Source organism: Bifidobacterium asteroides (assembly GCF_048001765.1).
Taxonomy (GTDB): Bacteria; Actinomycetota; Actinomycetes; order Actinomycetales; family Bifidobacteriaceae; genus Bombiscardovia; species Bombiscardovia asteroides_K.
Window position 1 is genome coordinate 759,686 of the sequence record NZ_CP181447.1, and the last position, 15,629, is coordinate 775,314.

Consider the following 15,629-nt stretch of genomic DNA (forward strand, 5'->3'; position numbering starts at 1 on the left):
ACAGTGATGAATGCACAATTATCCGCTACAAATATATGCAAAACCTTCGGCGGTGTTCAAGCATTGCGGAGCGTAAATCTCAGCATCAGGAAAGGTGAGGTTCACTGCCTCGTCGGAGAGAATGGGTCAGGGAAATCCACGCTCGTAAATATTCTTTCTGGCGGACTAGTGCCCGACAGCGGAAGTATTCAAGTCGGGAATTCGGAGTTTTCGTCGGTTACGGCACGACAAGCTATAAGTCTTGGGATTGCAGTCATACACCAGGACTTGTCGCTATTCGGAACCATGAATGTCCGAGATAATATCTGCCTGCCCGGTCTGGTTCATCGTAAGCGGTGGATTATCAACTACCGTCGTTGCGACGAAATCGCTTCGAGAGCCCTGGAGCGGATTCATGCGGATATCGATCTGGACGCGCGAGTAGAAAGCCTGTCCATGGCGGCCAAGCAACAGGTCGCCATTGCCAGAGCGCTTGCCCTTGAAGCCCATATCATTTTCATGGATGAGCCAACGACTGCGCTGACGTCCGTTGAAGTACAGAGTTTGCTGGACACCATCCAGAAGCTGAAAGCATCAGGCGTATCCATTATTTTCATTTCTCATAAGTTGGATGAAGTATTTTCCGTGGCAGACAGGATTACTGTATTCCGATCTGGCGAGGTCGTTGGTACATACCAATCGGATGATCTGGATAATCGCAGGTTGTCGGCTTTGATGACAGGTCATGATGTTGTGTTCGGTGATCCAGAGGACCATGTCGTCCCTGAAGCTCAGCCTGTATTGGAGATGAAAAATGTGAGCGCAGCCCGGGTACGCAATGTGAATTTGACAGTCAGACCTGGTGAAATTGTTGGTTTGAGCGGATTGCTGGGCTCAGGTAGAACCGAAACAGCTTTGACCTTATTTGGGCTGAACAAGCTCGAAAAAGGCCATGTCTTTATAAATGGGAAAAGGGTTTCTATCAATAATCCACGGGAGGCAATCGAGGAGGGTATCGCCTTGGTACCCGAAGATAGGCAGGAACAGGGACTGTTCCTTGACAGGACATTGCTTCAGAACAGTGTGGCCAGTGTACTTAAGCCCTTATCTAATTCGCTTGGACTGATTAACGCCAGAAAAGAGCATGAAATTGGTAAAGAGGTGCTGACTGGTCTGAAAGTGAACACCCAGGATCTTTCCATGCTTGCACAATCCCTTTCTGGTGGTAATCAGCAAAAGGTACTGCTTGGCAAGTGGGTTGCCACAAAGCCCAAATTGCTGATATTGGATTCTCCCACCGTAGGTGTGGATGTGGGTTCAAAATCCCAGATTTATGACATTATTCGTCGTTTGGCCGGCCAAGGCATCGCAATACTGGTTATTTCCGACGAAGAGGAAGAATTATTGGCGGTGTGTAACCGTATAGCTATTTTTGTGCAAGGAACAGTGACGACTGAGCTGACGGGAGACCAATTACAATCAGGGTATTCACAGTTATATCGAAATGCTGATAAGAAATCTGATTCCCATGCCAGGGGCTCAAGGCTTGTAAATGAGAAAGGAAGCAATTCCTGATGAGTCAGAAGATCCAGGCAAGGATGCCTCGAATAAAAAAGTTAAATTCCATGGAAATCACACTCCTCTCCATTATCGTGGGTTATTCGGTGATTGTTTCTTTGGTGAATCCTAATTTCCTGACACTGGGAACATTCGCTGATCTGACCCGTAATGGGACTGGAATGGCAATACTGGCTGCCGGGGTGTATATGATTATGATTTCCGGCGGCATTGATGTGTCTTTCCCGGCTGTGGCTATTACGTCAGGATATTCAGCTGTACTCCTATCCTTGGCATTCCATATAGACTCACTGCTGGCGATACTGCTAATGGCAGCCGTCATCGGCGCCATTCTCGGTGTCTTTAACGCGTTGCTTGTATATTGGTTATCACTGCCTACTTTCATTGTCACGCTAGGTACATCCTCAGTCTTTTACGGACTGATGGCTACGGTTTTGGGTACGAAACCCGTGACGATTAGCGAGATGCCCAAGTCCCTCCTAGATTTTGGCGCGTGGAATGTCGTCTCATTCACCAGCAAAGGACAAAGCAGCGGTATAGCGGGTTTCTTCCTTATAGCTGTTCTCATCTATATCGCCTTGTGGTTCATCATGAACCATACAACATTGGGGCACAGCATTTATGCCTTGGGCAATTCAGAGGAATCAGCACGACGGGCAGGTCTGTCGCCCTTGAAAATCAAGCTTTTTATCTATCCTTTGATGGGCGTTCTTTCAGCTTTGATGGCGATCATTTCCTTCGGAAATCTCAAATTTGTTGATCCAACCAGCATCATGGGCACAGATATGACAGTGATAGCTGCTGTGGTGATTGGCGGGACCAGGATTACTGGAGGATCCGGTACGTTGCTGGGGACATTCCTTGGAGTGACGCTTGTGCAGTTGTTAAATAATACTCTTGTGCTTCTTGGGATTCAGTCTTCCTGGAACAACCTCTTTATCGGGGCCGTCATGGTTTGTGCGGTCGTTGCCATTTACTACGGCGAAAAGCGCCGTAACCGTCGAAGCATGTCCTTCCTGGGATGAGGGATGAGGATTATATTATGGGACAAGAAAAATCAAGTGAATTGAAAGTAAATCGTATAAGTGGTGTCCTACGGTCATTGGTTGTTAGGCTTGATAGACCGAGCAAAGTGCTGTATTGCTCGGTACTGGTTGTCTGCATCGGGTTCTACATATTGCTCGGCAACAGTCTTTATAATGTAGGAACACTCCAATCCATGGGCTTCCAGGTAGGCGAGTTTATGTTCCTAGCTCTTGCCATGGGGACAGTTATGCTGACGGGCGGTATCGATTTGTCCGTGGTGGCCAACATGAACGTCGCGGCAATCATCGTGGCTTGGTTCCTATCGGGTAGTGAAGTCGGACGTGCAGGCTCAGTCGGATTGTCGATTGCCATTGCCATTGTGTTGGGAATCCTATCCACGATCCTATGCGGCGTTATGAACGGGTGTCTGGTTTCATTTGCCGGCGTCAACCCCATCGTCGCTACCCTAGGTACTCAGCTGTTGTTCACTGGAGTGGCTTCTGCATCGACTAATGGATCTTCCGTTGCTGTTTCAGTTGCTGACTATTCCACACTTGGAACCGCGACCATACTGGGCATTCCCGTAGTTTTCCTAATTGGCTTGGTGAGCTATGGCATCATTGGCTGGATTACGAGTCGCACGCGTTACGGCCGTGAACTATACTCGTATGGTTCAAACCCTGTTGCATCGCTTTTCTCTGGTCACAGAGTGAACCGTACCTTGATACTTACCTATGCTCTTTCAGGTATATTCGTAGGATTGGCTGCTTTTGTCATGGTAGCGAGGGTTAATTCAGCTCGTGTTGGCTTCGGAGGCACGTACCTGTTGCAGGCTCTGCTTGTTGTTGTGCTGGCAGGATTTGATCCATTCGGTGGTCGGGGCAAATTCAGCAATCTGCTTTTAGCGGTCATTATGCTTCAAGTTTTGCAAACAGGGTTTACCATTTTGAACTTCTCGCCCTTTGTTAAAAATTTGGCCTGGGGTTCTGCTCTGATCATAGTCATGGTCATTAGCAGAGCTCTGGAGCTCAGAGCAAAGCACACTCAAAAGGTCAAGTAGAAGGGTTCGCTTCGGTGACATCGAACATCGAAGAATCATCGGAAAATGATTGGATAATGAAATGACAATGGACAGCGAGCAGACAGAGTCAATACTTGATGAACTAAAACAGACTTTTGATAGTATGGATTACGCGAATGTCGACTCTTTCATTCAAATGCTTAAGAAAGCACGGCATATTGTTTGTGCTGGAGTAGGTCGTGAGGGATTGACCTGTAGGGCTTTCTGTATGCGCTTGATGCATTTGGGCTTTGACTGCCACTGGGTATGGGATGACACGGCACCCGCTCTTGGACCTGGTGATTTATTTGTCTTTACCTGTGGATCTGGAGAGATTGCGCATCTCCTCACAATTGCCCGCCTAGCCAAGGACGCGGGCGCTTCAGTCGTTTGTTGCACCGGCGTTCCTGGGAGTACGGCCGCATCTGTAGCAGATTTGACTATCTTCATCCCGGCAACCGTATTCAAAGGTCAGGGTGACTTGGTTCCCTCCCTACAACCGATGGGAACTTTGTGGGAAACAGCGTCATGGGTATTCTTTGATTCTCTTGTCTACGAAATACACAAGGAAGAAGGCATAAGTTACTCATCAATGACGAAGCGACATAGGAACTACGAGTAATTCCTCCAATCTCTAATGATTTACCCGGTCTTTATCTGAATTTCAGGTTGCTCCGGCAATCTGAGAATATTCATCTAGGGCATTCCTTTGATGAATAATCGGTCCTGGAGGCCGGGTTCTTCATGGGGAAAGATTGTTGTCCTAATACTCTCCTGCAGTTGTCAATAGTATTCCGATTTTCCACCGGCTGCGTGAAGACCTGAAGTTGCCCCTCACCCCCCGAGACGAGACTGGTTTGCAGTGTTCAAAAGTTTGTTGCTGAGGAACGAGTTCAGGACGAAACAGTGGGTTAGCTGCTATTCGCAACTAGAGCCCCTGTATGCGGTAGAACCGCCTTTGTCTAGGTGGTTAAGGCAGAGACAGTTAATACCAGATTGTTGCAGTACTAGTCGGCGATTGGTCTCTCCAGCCCTTTGAAGACGAAGAGGGCGCGGGCATCTCCGCCCTGCAGGCGCTTCAGATAGGTTCGAGCTCGGGCCATGCGTTCCACAGTGGTTTGGGCCAGTGGGGCCGGGAGTTGATCGGGGTCGAACCAGCCGACTGACAGGCTCTCATCATCACCCACAAAGGGGTCGGCATTGCCGCTGGGGTCGGGCCGGCAGATGAACAGATGGTCCATGTACATGGTCCGGTCACCGTTGGCGTAGGTGACCACCTCCTGGGAGGATGTGACCGCCGCCAGGTCGGTGACGATCACATCCACCCCGGTCTCCTCCTTGACCTCACGGGCCACGGTGTCTGCCGGGTCCTCGCCCGGCTCGTTGATCCCGTAGATCAGGGCCCACTGGCCGGTGTCAGAGCGCCGGCCCAGCAGGACGCGGCCCTGGCCGTCAGTGACGAAGGCTGTCACGCCGTTCAGCCAGAGCAGGTCATGGCCTATGGACCGGCGCAGTCTGAGTACAAAGTCAGGGGTGGGCATATATCAGTCCCGGTCCGGGTCGGCCAGCGCAGCCCGCTGAGCCATCCAGGCCTCCACCTCTTCCACGGTCTTGGGGATGCCTGCAGACAGCCACTGGGGTCCCTGCTCGGTCATGAGCACGTCGTCCTCCACGCGCACGCCGATGCCGCGGAATTCCGGGGAAACCAGCAGGTCGTTCTCCTTGAAGTAGAGTCCGGGCTCGATGGTGAAAATCATCCCAGGGGTGATGGGTGCGCCCTGGTAGGACTCGTACCTGGCCTCCGCGCAGTCGTGCACGTCCAGACCCAGATGGTGGGCGCAGCCACAGGCGTGCCAGCGGCGGTGCTGCTGGCCCTGGGGGGAGAGGGACTCCTCCACGCTGACCTTGAGGATGCCCCACTCGTGCAGGGTTTCAGCCAGCACACGCATGACGGCATGGTGGATGTCCGAGTAGGTGGCGCCGGGCTTGGCGGCCTCGAAGCCGGCCTGCTGGGCCTTGAGCACGGTCTGGTAGATCCGCTTCTGCAGTGGGCTGAAGGTGCCGCCTACGGGGAAGGTGCGGGTGATGTCGGCCGTGTAGAGGCTGTTGACCTCCACGCCGGCGTCGATCAGGAGCAGGTCGCCCTTCTGTACCGTCCCGTCGTTGCGCATCCAATGCAGAATAGGAGCATGTTTGCCCGAGGCGATGATGGACCCGTAGCCGACGTCGTTGCCTTTCTCGCGGGCGTTGGCGTTGAAGACGCCCTCCAGCATCCTCTCGGAGCGAGGCTTGCCCACCACCCGGGGCAGGTGGGTCAGAATCCGGTCGAACCCGTCCTTGGTGGCGGCGATGGCCTTGCGCATCTCGCCCACCTCGTAGTCGTCCTTGATCATGCGGGCCTCGGAGGTGAACTCTTCAAGCTTGTCGTCGGCTTCCTCATTACGGTCCGGACCACCGATGCCGTTGGCCTTGCGGGCGGCCTCCACCTGGTCCAGGACCTCCTGGTCGGCGGTGCGGATTACCCGCATCTTGACCGCCCCCTGGTCCGGCCCCAGATCCTTGGCGATGGCATCAGGGAAGGAGGCGATGTCCTTGGTGGGGATGCCGGTCATGATGGCCAGCTCCCGCAGTCCGGCCCGGGGACCCACCCAGTACTCCCCATACTGGGAGGACCGGTAGTAGTCGCGGGTGGACTGATCGGCCCGGGGATGGACGAAGAGCTCAGGGGTATGGGTCAGGCCCTTGGCGGCCTCCGGACTGTCAGGGTCCACCGGGTCCAGGACCAGGATGGCTCCGGGTTCATAGTCCTCGCCCAGTCCCGTGTAGTAGGCGAAGGTGGTATCTGGGCGGAAGGCGTAATCGTTGTCGTTGTTACGGGTCTTGTAGGAACCGGCGGGAATGACCAGGCGTTCGCCAGGGAAGCGATTGCCCAGTTCACGCAGACGGCGCTCAGTGTATTTGCTGGACTCCAGCGGCTCGATTTGAGGCTCCTGGGGCTGCCAGCCGGTGGTCATGAACTCCTGGAATGCGGGGGAGTTGGGGCGCAGGGTGCGGTTGTTCACCCGGTCCTCCATATTCTGCTCATCCAGGTCCACGTTCTTGGGATCGGTGTCTCCTTGTAGATGCTCCTGAGCGGATGCGGTCACGTCCAGCCTCCTTGAAATTCCGGTTCTGACTATGTTGGTTCCATGGTAGTGCGTTCGGCCGATGTGACAGTCGGCTGTTTCGGCCCTCAATCGGGGCAGGTCGCGCATAGAATGGGCGGGAAGCATCCACAGCCAGCAGGAGGCGCAGGCAGAATATGTCATTCGAACACCCCAACAGCAAGGGTCAGGATATTCGCGATGTCGAGCGGGCCATCATGGCGCGTCCCGCCGAGCATGACAGCCCCAATCTGGACTTGGACAGGATGGGGATGATGCTGGACCTGCTGGGCCACCCCGAGCACAGCTTCCGGGTCATCCACGTCACCGGGACCAACGGCAAGGGGTCCACGGCGCGGATGGCCGAGGCTCTGGTGAGGGCCTATGGTCTACGCACCGGGCTCTATACATCGCCCCACCTGGAGCGGATCAACGAGCGGATCGCCATCGACGGCAAGGAGCTTTCAGACGAGGACTTCGTAGACCTATACCAGCAGATCGAGGATTTCATCGCCATGGTGGATGACCGCTTCGCCCAGCAGGGCAGGGCTCCCATGAGCTTCTTCGAGGTCCTGACCGCCATGGCTGTCTGGGCCTTCGCCGACGCCCCCGTGGACGTGGCCATCGTCGAGGTTGGGATGGGCGGCCGCTGGGATGCCACCAACGTCCTCGACGGGGATGCCTCCATCATCGGGCCGGTGGATATGGACCACATGCAGTGGCTGGGGGATACGGTCGAGCAGATAGCGGGGGAGAAAGCTGGGATCATCAAGCCCAAGTCCACGGTCATCGTCGGCGCCCAACCCCATGAGGATGCCGTCATGCCCATCATCGAGCAGGCTGTGCGCGAGCAGGGCGCCCCCACCCTGTTGAGGGACGGCAACGAGCTGGAGGTGGTCTCCCGCATGCCTGCAGTGGGCGGTCAGGTGGCCACCTTGCGCACGCCTCAGGGACTCTACAAGGATGTGCCCATCGACAAGTTCGGCGAGCATCAGGCTCACAACGCCCTGGCGGCCCTGGCGGCGGCCGAGACGGTCATCCCCGTCAACGGAGCCCTGGACCAGGATCTGGTGGCCGAGGCCCTGAGCCAGGTGCGCATCCCCGGACGGATCGAACAGGTGCGGACCTCGCCCACCATCATCATCGATGGCGGGCACAACCTGAACGCGGCCCAGTCCCTGCGCTCGGCCATTGAGGAGAACTACGACTTCAAGCAGCTGGTGGGTGTGATCTCCATGATGGCCGACAAGCAGGTGGAGGACTACCTGGGCCTGCTGGAGCCCGTGCTGGACAGCGTCGTGGTCACCGAAAACTCCTGGAAGGGCCGGGTCATGCCGGCCGAGGATCTGGAGCGGATCGCCGTCCGGGTCTTCGGGCCCGACAGGGTGGTCCGGCGCGACCGGATGCCCGATGCCATCCAGACGGCCGTTGACATGGTCGACAGCGAGGACCAGACCGGCGTGGGCTATGGCCGGGGGGTGCTGATCTGCGGCAGCTTCGTCACCGCCGGCGACGCCCGCACCCTGCTGGCCGAGCGTCCCAACCCCGATTTGGCCAAACCTAAGGCGGAGCGCGCCTGATGTATCTCAAGGAGCTGACCCTCAAGGGCTTCAAGTCCTTCGCCTCGGCCACCACCCTGCGCTTCGAGCCGGGCATCACCGCTGTGGTGGGCCCCAACGGATCAGGCAAATCAAACATCGTCGATGCCCTGGCTTGGGTCATGGGTGAGCAGGGGGCCAAGAGCCTGCGCGGCGGGTCCATGGAGGACGTGATCTTCGCGGGCACCTCCTCCAGACCGCCGCTGGGCCGGGCGCAGGTCACCCTGACCATCGATAACACCGACCGGACCTTGGACATCGACTACACCGAGGTCACCATCAGCCGGACCATCTACCGCAACGGCGGGTCCGAATACGCCATCAACGGATCAGACTGCCGCCTGCTGGACATCCAGGAGCTGCTCAGCGACACCGGACTGGGCCAGCAGATGCACGTCATCGTCGGTCAGGGGCGGCTGGATGCCATTCTAAGGGCCGATCCGGCCGGCCATCGGGCCTTCATCGAGGAGGCGGCCGGCATCCTCAAGCACCGCAAGCGCAAGGAGCGGGCCCTGCACAAGCTGGCCAACACCGAGGCCAACCTGTCCCGCCTGGACGACCTGATCGGCGAAATTCATCGGCAGCTGGGCCCGCTGGGCCGCCAGGCCAAGGTCTCCCGCCGGGCCGACATGATCCAGATCAGCCTGCGGGACGCCCAGGCCCGCATCCATGCCGACGACGCTCTGACCTCGCAAAAGAAGCTGGAGGATCTGCGCTCGCGGATGGTTCAGACCCGTGGGCAGCTGGCCCGGAGGCAGGAGGAGCTGACCAGGGTCAAGCTGCGCATCGAACAGTTGGAGGGGCTGGATCGGCAGTCCAGTCCGGCCCTGGATGCGGTCAACCAGCAGTGGAACGACCTGACCAAGCTGGGTGAGCGGGCCGGGTCCCTGGCATCCTTGGCCAGGGAGCGCAGCCGTTCGCTGGAGGCCGGCATGGTGGCCGACCAGGGACAGGATCCCGGGGTGCTCAGGCGGCGGGCTGACGAACTCAAGGACCAGGCCGACCGGGAGGAGGGCCAGGTCGGAGCCGACCGGATCGCCCTGGATGGCTGTGTTCAAGCCCGTGCGGATCTTGAGCGGCGGCTGGCCGCTCACCGGCAGACCATGACCGAGCTGCGGCAGGCGGCCAGAAAGCGGCAGGCTCGGTTGGGGGACCTGGCGCAGCTGGTGGCCAAGGAGGAATCGGCCCTGGAACTTTCCAGGCAGCGCGAGCGTGACCTGGTCCGACAGCAGGATCAGCTCAGGGAGGGTCTGGAGCGGGCCAGAAACCGGGTACGGGACCTGGACAACCAGGAGGAAAGCCCCGACCAGGACGGCAGACAGGCCCTGGATCAGGCAGGTCAGGTCAGGGACCAGGCCCGCAGCAGACTCAACGACCTTCAGGAGCACGAACGTCGAATCCAGTCCGATGCCATCTCGGCTCAGGCCAAGGCCGACGCCCTGGCGGACACGCTGGACCATCGTGGCGCTAGCGAGGCCCTGTCCCAGGCTGGGGGTCCGGCCCTGCTGGGTCAGCTGACCGACTTCGTCTGCGTGGAGGAGGGTTGGGAGGAGCCCCTGGCCCAGGCCCTGCACGACTATGCTTCGGCCCTGGTGGCCAAGGATGGTCAGACGGTCAATCAGACCCTGGAGCGTGCGCGCCGGGACCGTCTGGGACGTGCCGCACTGATTTCGGCATCAGGCCCGCTCGAGGGGGCAGTCGTAAAGCCGGGCGATGGCCCCTGGCGGTCGGCCGCTGACCTGGTGGCCCTGCGTGAGCATCCTGCCGATTCTGACCGGGCCCAGGGGGTGCTGGATGCTGTCCGCAGTCTGCTGGCCTCCACAGCTGCCGTCGATGACGCTGATCAGGCCCGACGTGCCCTGAAGGATGGATGGCAGCAGGCGTTGACCCGCTTGGGTGACCTCTACGACCGGGTGGGTGCTGTGGGCGGTTCCGCCCCGGCCACCAGTGATTTGGCACTGACCGCACGCAGGGATAAGGCCCTGGCACAGGTGGAGGCCCTACAGGAGGAATCCAAGGCATTGCAGCCGCAGATGGATGCGGCCCATGCCGTTCTTGAGCAGGCTGAGCAGAAGCTGCAGGAGGCGCGCAACCAGTGCACCGAGGCCCGGGTCAAGGCCGAGCAGGCCGCCCGGGAGCTGGCAGCAGCCCGCAAGGAATCGGATCGGGCCCAGGCCGGGGTCAAGGATCTGGAGGACCGCCTGGCCCAGGTGCGCGACCAGGTGCGTACCCACGAACTCAAATTGGATGACCTCAAGGCCGGCCTGGCCCGCGCCCAGGAGGACGGGGGGTCTGACCCTGACGACCCGGAGGGCATGGAAGAGCGGCAACATGAATTGGAGACGGCCCTGGACCAGGCCCGCACGGCCGAGATGGAGGCCAAGCTGACCTGGACCGAGAGTGACCGGCGGCACACCTCCCTGCTGCGTCAGATTGATCTGCTGCGGGACCAGGCCGACCAGGCCGAACGCCACCGGCAGCGGATAGGCGAGGAGAACCGTCGTCGCAAGGCAGGCATGGCCTCCCTGGGGCTTATCGCGCTTAGGGCCGACCTGCTGGCCCAGCTGATCAAGGGCAGGATGGACCATACGGCCCGCCACCGAGATCAGCTCAGGGCCAAGGCCTCGGCACACGACAAGGAGTTGACCAATCTGCGGGCCGACAGGGACGCTCTGGAACCCAAGGTGGCCGGTCTGCGCCAGGACGAGCATGGTCTGGATCTGGAGCGGGAGCGTCTGGGCGGCGAGGACGGCCGTCTGCGCCAGCGCATCCAGGATGACCTGGGCATGGAGCCTGAGGAGCTGATACGCGAATACGGCCCCGACCGTCCGGTACCCGTCCTGGATGACGAGGGCAATCCTGTGCCTCTGGACCAGGAGCCGACCGAGGAGGACGGGGATTCGTCGGCCTTCAAAACGGTGCCCTACCAGCGCGGTGAACAGGAGAAGCGGCTGGCCAAGGCCAAGCGGGACCTGGCCGCCCTGGGCAAGGTCAACCCGCTGGCCACCGAGGAATACGAGGCCCTGGAGTCCCGCAACCGCTACCTGCACGAGCAGCGTCAGGATGTAATAGGTTCCCGGGACGATCTGATGGCCCTGGTCAAGGATCTGGATTCGACCATGGTCACGGTCTTCAAGGAGGCCTTCGACGATACCGCCCAGGCCTTCGAACGCATCTTCGCCACCCTCTTCCCCGGCGGGCGCGGGCGGCTGCGGCTGGAGGACCCGGACGACCTGCTGACCACCGGCGTTCTGGTCGAGGCCAGTCCGGCCGGCAAGAAGGTCCGTCGGCTCTCCCTGCTTTCGGGCGGGGAGCGATCGCTGACGGCCCTGGCCCTGCTTCTGGCCATCTTCACGGCCCGACCCAGCCCCTTCTATGTCATGGACGAGGTCGAGGCAGCCCTGGACGACGTCAACCTGACCAGGCTGCTCAAGGCCTTCGAGCAGCTGCGGGAGCATGCCCAGCTGATCATTATCACCCACCAGCAGCGGACCATGGGCATCGCCGACGCCCTCTACGGGGTCACCATGAGGGGGGACGGGGTGACGGCCGTCATTTCCCAGCGGCTGAAGGATCCGAATCGTTCCGGTCGCGAAGAGCCCGAGCCCGATCAAGGGTGACCTCTGCCAGGACTGCCTGAGAGTCCACGATGGGCAGTTGCGGCATGGGGTAGGCCTCGTTGAGCACCGAGAGCTCGGTGCAGCCCAGCAGGACCGAATCACAGTGGTAGTCGTTCAGGAAAGCCTGGAGGACACCAAGGTAGCGGTCCTGGTCCAGTCGGCCTTCCTTGACATCGTCGTAGATCAGCGCGCTTACCCGGTCCTGCAGGGCCTGGTCCGGGTCCACCAGCTGGTAGCCGGCGCTGTCGGCTGGTCCTTGGTAGATGGCGGCATGGCGGGATCCCTCGGTGCCCATGTACCCCATGCGCGGATGGGATTTCGCAGGATAGTGCCGATTAGCCCAGTCAATGGTGGCCTGGGGCATGCTCAAAATGGGCACCGGGGTCAGGGCCTGGAGTCTGGGCAGAATCTGATGGGCGGTATTGCAGGCCATGACCATGAAGGAGGCTCCCATGGCCGTGGCCTGGCGGACGTCCTCGGCAAGATAGGGGAAGGGATCATCCTTGCTGCGGCCCATGATGAACTCGGTGCGGTCGGGCACGGTGGCGTGGTTGAAGACCACGTAGTCCAGAAAGTCCTGGTCCCGGTGTGCCCCGGTCATCCGGTCCAGCACCCGTACGAAGCTCTCGGTGGCCAGCGTGCCCATGCCACCCAGGACGACGAAGAAGTTTCTCATGCCAGTGTCCTCTTGTCACGGAAGTAGCGCCGGTAACGACGCCGATAGATTGCGAACATGTGTCGAATCAGCAGCCAACGCTTGAAATTGCGGTCCTTGCTGTACTCCAGGGTGGTGCCCCAGTCCCCGCGGCGAATCATGGCCATGGCCTGCCGCTTGTCCTCGGATTCGGCGCAGTATTTGCGGAAAATGTCCTTGGGGATCTCCATCCAGAGGCGATGCCCCCGGCCGAAGACGGTGCGTCCGTTGAAGGGGGTGTCCAGAACCAGGTCGTCCACGAAGTAGCGGGCCAGGTTGAAGCCGTTCAGGGTGACCACGTAGCTGCTGCGGCCCTGGCGCAGATTGATCTCGAAGAGCTTGTAGATGCCGTCGCGCGGGTCGTACTTCATGTCGAAGTTGGCCACCCCGCTGTACTTGATGTCCTCAAGGAAGGCCTTGATCCGGTCGAAGATGTCCTGGTTGTAGTCGGGGATGATGGCCGCGTAGTTGCCCACGGCCTCGGGGGCGGGATCCTCCAGCAGGGGATGGCCCAGGAACATCATGCGCACCCGGTGGTGACGGTCCACGTAGGCATTGAGCACCCTCATGTTGTCATCGCCCCCGGGCACGAAGTCCTGGATGACCATTTTGGAGGTGTATCCGGCCCGGTAGGACCTGCGGATCATGGTGTCCAGCTCATCCGGGTTGCTGAAGATGAAGGCCTTCTTCCTTCCGGGGAAGTCGATGCCCAGCCACTCGTCGCTGTCTGCGGGCTTCATGGCCACCGGGTAGTCGAAGGGCAGGTTGCGGTGGTGACCGGCTTTGACGTCATCGGCATCCACCGAAACAGTCTTCGGGTGGGGCAGGTCATAGCGGTCGCAGAGCTCGTAGAAGGAGGATTTGAGCGAGAGGGAACGGTTCAGTTCCTTGTCGATGGCGTTGAAGACGAACCGCTCGCGCAGGGGCTCGCCGAACTCGTCCAGCAGGTTGGCGTAGGTGTCCCCGCAGGGCAGCAGGAGCAGGGTGACCCCCGGGTGGTCCCGGTGATAAGCGTCGGCCCAGTCGTTCAGGGTGGACACGAAGACCTTGGGATTGGTGAAGTCGTGGACCAGGTGCAGGTCCAGGATCTTGCTGTACTTGGTGGGGGAGAGCTGGTAGTGGCCGAATGCGGTGGAGACCAGGCCGTAGGCCTCGTGGAAGGCTCGCGCCATCCCGTAGGTGTTGATGTCGGTGCCCAGTATGACCGGTTGGAATTCTTTCATGTTTCTGAAACCACCTACCATGTGCTCGTGCGCCCCACCCTGCCGTGGGGCATTCGGCTTTCCATCTTAGAACCTGCCGGGATCGTCAGACCTTGGCTGCGCCGGTGGCTCCCAGGTCGTAGCTTTTTGTGCCCAGCAGACGTGCCACTACATGGTCGTCGCCCTCGTAGGGCACGTGGCGGCCTTGATTCTTGAACCAGCGCTCCTCGCCCTTGCCGGTGACCAGAATGATCCGCAGACGATCCCCCGGCTGGCCCGGTTGACCAAGACCCTGTTCGATGGCCTGGGTCCTGTCCAGTACGATACTGGTCTCCAGGTTGGCGTTGGTGACGAAACTCAGCATTTCCCGGTCCACATGTTCCGAGCTCTCCTCGTTTTCGTCGTCAGAGGTCAGGATGAGTCGATTGACGCGGTCCTGGGCTGCCTGGACGATGCCCTTTCGCCGGTCGATACCCCTGCCGCCGGTTGCTCCGCAGACCAGAGTGATCTCAGGCTGACGCTCGCCGTAGCGCTCATCCACAAAGTCCAGAAGGGCCTTCATAGAGGCGTAATTATGGGCGTAATCGACATAGGCAATCCGGTTGTCGGCTTGGAAGCATTCCATCCTGCCGGCGATGCGGATCTTCTCCATGGCGCGGAGGGCATCGGCATCGGGTTCCAGCCCCAGCCGGTTCAGCATGGCAAAGGCGGCTATGGCGTTCAAGGCGTTGAAATCACCGGCTATGGACAGGCTGACCGGGGTCATGGGACCGCTGGCGGGGCCGATCAGATAGTCGTTGCCCTTGTCCGGGGCCTTGCGGGCCACGAAGTCGGCCTCTTGTTGGCCGAATCCAAAAGTGGTCACTGGAATACCGGCGGCGCTTGCATCCTGGCGGATCAGGTCGGCCCTCTGGATGTCGGCTCCCATGACCAGCTGTCTGCTGTTGTAGGCTATGCGGCGCTTGCAGTAGAGGTAGTCCTCGAAGGTGGGATGCTCCATGGGGCTGACGTGATCGGGGGAGATGTTCAGGAAAGCCCCTAGGTCAAAGGTCAGTCCGTAGACGCGATCCACCTTGTAGGCCTGGGAGGAGACTTCCATGACCAGGTAGCGCATGCCGGCATCCACTGCCTGGCGCATCATGCGGAAGAGGTCCAGCGACTCGGGTGTGGTCAGCTGGGATTCTACATAGTGGCGGCCGTCCAGGCAGTTGTCCACAGAAGAGAACAGGGCCGCCCGACCTCCAGAGAGTTCGCCCAGTATGGCGTGCAGATAGTAGGCGGTGGTGGTCTTGCCCTTGGTGCCGGTGATCCCCACCAGGGTCAGCTGGTTCTGCGGATAGCCGTAGAAGGCGGCCGAGAGCAGGCTCATGGACTTGCGCACGTCATTGACGATGATTCCCGGGGCGCTGGTGTGGGCGGACAGGTCCTGCTGGGCCACGTAGGCCGCCGGACCTTCGGGACCACAGGCATCCATGTACTCGGGCAGGAAATGTCCCTTGCAGAAGAGCAGACTGCCGGGTCCCGCCTGGCGGGTGTCGTAGGTGACGTCGGTGAAGGGCTTGAGCGAAGAGTGATTCGTCGGCTGATCCAAGGTCCATCGATCACCCTGAATTACCTCGCGCAGCTGATCATGTTTGCGCAGCAGCTCCAGGGCCGAAGCCATCGTCAGCGCCATGCCGTCTTCCTCCTCGTCTGATGGGATTCTTTCAGCCCGACTGCAATCCGGTCG

11 protein-coding genes are annotated in these 15,629 nt (G+C 59.6%); 6 read left to right on the top strand and 5 right to left on the bottom strand.

The window, feature by feature from the left end:
* The first annotated feature begins 6 nt into the window (after nt 1-6).
* From ACNAOV_RS02830 to ACNAOV_RS02845, 4 genes are all read left to right on the top strand, one after another.
* Nucleotides 7-1,554, top strand: a complete 1,548-nt coding sequence (locus ACNAOV_RS02830) for a sugar ABC transporter ATP-binding protein (RefSeq protein ID WP_416518133.1) — start codon at nt 7-9, stop codon at nt 1,552-1,554.
* Nucleotides 1,554-2,582, top strand: coding sequence for an ABC transporter permease (locus ACNAOV_RS02835; protein ID WP_416517880.1), 1,029 nt, complete (start codon nt 1,554-1,556; stop codon nt 2,580-2,582). Before ACNAOV_RS02830 ends, ACNAOV_RS02835 begins: the two co-directional genes overlap by 1 nt.
* Nucleotides 2,579-3,643 carry an ABC transporter permease gene (locus ACNAOV_RS02840; RefSeq protein ID WP_416517881.1) on the top strand — a complete coding sequence of 355 codons (1,065 nt, stop codon included), beginning with the start codon at nt 2,579-2,581 and terminating at the stop codon, nt 3,641-3,643. The genes ACNAOV_RS02835 and ACNAOV_RS02840 overlap by 4 nt, the downstream gene beginning before the upstream one ends.
* A 67-nt stretch (nt 3,644-3,710) precedes the next feature.
* Complete coding sequence (locus tag ACNAOV_RS02845; protein ID WP_416517882.1) at nt 3,711-4,265, top strand: SIS domain-containing protein; 555 nt, start codon at nt 3,711-3,713, stop codon at nt 4,263-4,265.
* A 385-nt stretch (nt 4,266-4,650) separates the two neighbouring features.
* Here the strand turns inward: ACNAOV_RS02845 and ACNAOV_RS02850 are convergent, their stop codons facing one another.
* Both ACNAOV_RS02850 and ACNAOV_RS02855 read right to left on the bottom strand, forming a co-directional pair.
* Entirely contained in the window at nt 4,651-5,184 is a 534-nt protein-coding gene (locus tag ACNAOV_RS02850; RefSeq protein WP_416517883.1) for an NUDIX hydrolase, read from the bottom strand.
* Nucleotides 5,185-5,187: 3 nt separating this feature from the next.
* On the bottom strand, nt 5,188-6,738 hold the full coding sequence (locus ACNAOV_RS02855; protein ID WP_416518134.1) for an aminopeptidase P family protein: 1,551 nt from the start codon (nt 6,736-6,738) through the stop codon (nt 5,188-5,190).
* A gap of 206 nt (nt 6,739-6,944) precedes the next feature.
* Here ACNAOV_RS02855 and ACNAOV_RS02860 point away from each other — a divergent pair, with 206 nt between their 5' ends.
* Both ACNAOV_RS02860 and smc read left to right on the top strand, forming a co-directional pair.
* Nucleotides 6,945-8,366 (top strand): bifunctional folylpolyglutamate synthase/dihydrofolate synthase, encoded by a 1,422-nt coding sequence (locus tag ACNAOV_RS02860; RefSeq protein WP_416517884.1) that lies wholly within the window; start codon nt 6,945-6,947, stop codon nt 8,364-8,366.
* Complete coding sequence (smc, locus tag ACNAOV_RS02865; RefSeq protein WP_416517885.1) at nt 8,366-12,004, top strand: chromosome segregation protein SMC; 3,639 nt, start codon at nt 8,366-8,368, stop codon at nt 12,002-12,004. Before ACNAOV_RS02860 ends, smc begins: the two co-directional genes overlap by 1 nt.
* On the opposite strand, the gene ACNAOV_RS02870 is transcribed toward smc, so the two are convergent.
* From ACNAOV_RS02870 to ACNAOV_RS02880, 3 genes are all read right to left on the bottom strand, one after another.
* Nucleotides 11,937-12,680 carry an aspartate/glutamate racemase family protein gene (locus ACNAOV_RS02870; protein WP_416517886.1) on the bottom strand — a complete coding sequence of 248 codons (744 nt, stop codon included), beginning with the start codon at nt 12,678-12,680 and terminating at the stop codon, nt 11,937-11,939. The two genes, smc and ACNAOV_RS02870, sit on opposite strands and share 68 nt — an antisense overlap.
* Nucleotides 12,677-13,921 (bottom strand): carboxylate--amine ligase, encoded by a 1,245-nt coding sequence (locus tag ACNAOV_RS02875; protein ID WP_416517887.1) that lies wholly within the window; start codon nt 13,919-13,921, stop codon nt 12,677-12,679. The genes ACNAOV_RS02870 and ACNAOV_RS02875 overlap by 4 nt, the downstream gene beginning before the upstream one ends.
* A gap of 85 nt (nt 13,922-14,006) precedes the next feature.
* Entirely contained in the window at nt 14,007-15,575 is a 1,569-nt protein-coding gene (locus ACNAOV_RS02880) for a UDP-N-acetylmuramoyl-L-alanyl-D-glutamate--2,6-diaminopimelate ligase (RefSeq protein ID WP_416517888.1), read from the bottom strand.
* Nucleotides 15,576-15,629 lie beyond the last annotated feature (54 nt).

Excerpts from the sequence above, each read along its gene's own strand:
- ACNAOV_RS02830 (WP_416518133.1), top strand. The coding sequence starts at position 7 with ATGAATGCACAATTATCCGCTACAAATATATGCAAAACCTTCGGCGGT.
- ACNAOV_RS02835 (WP_416517880.1), top strand. The coding sequence starts at position 1,554 with ATGAGTCAGAAGATCCAGGCAAGGATGCCTCGAATAAAAAAGTTAAAT.
- ACNAOV_RS02840 (WP_416517881.1), top strand. The coding sequence starts at position 2,579 with ATGAGGGATGAGGATTATATTATGGGACAAGAAAAATCAAGTGAATTG.
- ACNAOV_RS02845 (WP_416517882.1), top strand. The coding sequence starts at position 3,711 with ATGGACAGCGAGCAGACAGAGTCAATACTTGATGAACTAAAACAGACT.
- ACNAOV_RS02850 (WP_416517883.1), bottom strand. The coding sequence starts at position 5,184 with ATGCCCACCCCTGACTTTGTACTCAGACTGCGCCGGTCCATAGGCCAT.
- ACNAOV_RS02860 (WP_416517884.1), top strand. The coding sequence starts at position 6,945 with ATGTCATTCGAACACCCCAACAGCAAGGGTCAGGATATTCGCGATGTC.
- smc (WP_416517885.1), top strand. The coding sequence starts at position 8,366 with ATGTATCTCAAGGAGCTGACCCTCAAGGGCTTCAAGTCCTTCGCCTCG.
- ACNAOV_RS02870 (WP_416517886.1), bottom strand. The coding sequence starts at position 12,680 with ATGAGAAACTTCTTCGTCGTCCTGGGTGGCATGGGCACGCTGGCCACC.
- ACNAOV_RS02875 (WP_416517887.1), bottom strand. The coding sequence starts at position 13,921 with ATGAAAGAATTCCAACCGGTCATACTGGGCACCGACATCAACACCTAC.
- ACNAOV_RS02880 (WP_416517888.1), bottom strand. The coding sequence starts at position 15,575 with ATGGCGCTGACGATGGCTTCGGCCCTGGAGCTGCTGCGCAAACATGAT.